We start from the raw sequence: 1,895 nt of genomic DNA on the forward strand, positions 1-1,895 counted from the left end.
CCATTCTCAGATGGTGCAAGCTCTGTTATATTGTGTAATGAAAAATTTGCAAAAGAACACTCTAAAGATTACATCCAAGTAATTGGTTCAGGTAGGGGAGGCTCTCCTGCAGCACTTCAAGGTCGTGAACAAATGACTACAATTCCAAGCACAAAGATTGCAGCTGAGGCAGCATACAAAATGGCAGGAATTACTTCAAAAGATGTTGACTTTGCAGAAGTTCATGACTGTTTTACAATTGCTGAAATTGTAGATAGTGAAGACCTTGGCTTCTTTGAGAAAGGACAAGGTGTTCAAGCTGTTCGTGAAGGTAGAACAAAATTAAATTCTGATATTTCAATTAATCCATCAGGTGGTCTCAAATCAAAAGGACATCCAATTGGGGCTACAGGTGTTGGACAAGTAGTTGAAGTGTATGACCAACTTACAGGAAATGCTGGTGAAAGAACAGTAAAAGATGCAAAAATCGGTTTAACTCATAACTTTGGTGCAACTGGAGCAAGTTGTGCTGTTCATCTATTCCAAAGTGTGTAAAATGTCTGTTGAAGCACAAGTTATTGAAAATGCTAAGAAAGGCAAACTCCTAACTCACAAATGCACTAAATGTGGCTATCTTCATTTGTCTACAGCCTATTATTGTCTAAAATGCGGCAGCAAAGGATTTGAGGATGTACTTTTAGATGGTACAGGCACAATTGCCACTTATACCATAATTACTGTCGCTCCTGCAGGCTTTGAAAAATACACACCATATGCCTTTGTTGTACTCCAACTAGATAATGCACAATTGAGAATTTCTGGATTTATGGCAGGAATTGCTACTCCCGCAGATCTACCAGTTGGCACAAGGGCCAAAATCACTGGTTTTGATGAACGGGGAATCATCATCGAAAAGCAGTAAATAAATTTAGTGTAATTATAAAAAAAAACCATATTAGATTTTTAATTATTTTGAAAAAAGATCTTTATACATGTCCGTTGAAATAACTTGTGGAAAGTGTGGCGAAAAGATCTCTAGCATGAAAATGTTAAAGTCACTAAAAGATGTAATGAGTCCTTACAATGGAAAGTGTCCATCTTGTGGACAGACATTATCTACATCAGAGTTTACATTAGATGTAAACGAAAACTGATCTTTATTTTGATCAACAATTCATCACAAAACCTTATTTAGCTTAAATTTTTTAGACATGGATATGGAACTGAGCGAGGGAATAGCGGAGCCTAAACGCGGAGGTATCTTACAATCTACATCAAAACGTGTAAGAATGATCTTCTCTGTAATGGCAAGCCCAAACAGGATCGATATTTTGAGAATTTTAAACTCCAAAGGACCACTGACCTATTCTGAGCTAAAGTCCCTAGCTGGATTCAAGTCAAAAAAGGAAAGTGGAAAATTCGCTTACCATCTTAGGAAATTATTACGACAATCGCTTGTGGCTTTAAACAAATCTGAAAGAAGGTATACTATCACAAACCTTGGAAAACTTGTTCTTAGCTTGGCACGCCAAATTGAAGAACGCTCAATTATTGAAAGTGGAAAAATGTATGTCCGAACATCTCATGAATCAATTGAAGAATTTAATTCACACAAAATTATTCAATCACTTGTACGTGAAGGAAGTCTTCCATTAGAGCTCGCACAAAAAATAACTGAAGAAGTTGAAAATAGAATTTACAAATATCAAACAACATATCTTACTGGTTCACTTATCCGTGAAATGGTAAACTCTGTTCTTTTAGAACATGGTCATGAAGAATATCGAAACAAATTGGCAAGACTTGGTTTGCCAGTGTTTGATGTTCAAGAAATGCTTACCAATGTAGATAATGTGGATAATGGAGCTGAAGGTTTGCTGTTTAAAACAGGTCAAAAGGTCTTTGCTGAGCATCTA

The 1,895-nt window shown here is 36.4% G+C and carries 3 protein-coding genes; all 3 read left to right on the plus strand.

Annotated elements, in window-relative coordinates:
• Positions 1–534, plus strand: a 534-nt coding sequence (locus AC22ZQ_RS14410) for a thiolase C-terminal domain-containing protein (RefSeq protein ID WP_413468691.1), incomplete at its 5' end; no start/stop codon positions are given.
• A gap of 1 nt (position 535) precedes the next feature.
• On the plus strand, positions 536–901 hold the full coding sequence (locus AC22ZQ_RS14415; protein WP_318959455.1) for a Zn-ribbon domain-containing OB-fold protein: 366 nt from the start codon (positions 536–538) through the stop codon (positions 899–901).
• A 289-nt stretch (positions 902–1,190) separates the two neighbouring features.
• A partial coding sequence (locus tag AC22ZQ_RS14420) for a winged helix-turn-helix domain-containing protein (RefSeq protein ID WP_318959456.1) occupies positions 1,191–1,895 on the plus strand: 705 nt, incomplete at its 3' end.

The organism is Lishizhenia sp. (assembly GCF_057456495.1).

Coding starts and splice junctions, on each gene's coding strand:
- AC22ZQ_RS14415 (WP_318959455.1), top strand. CDS start 536: ATGTCTGTTGAAGCACAAGTTATTGAAAATGCTAAGAAAGGCAAACTC.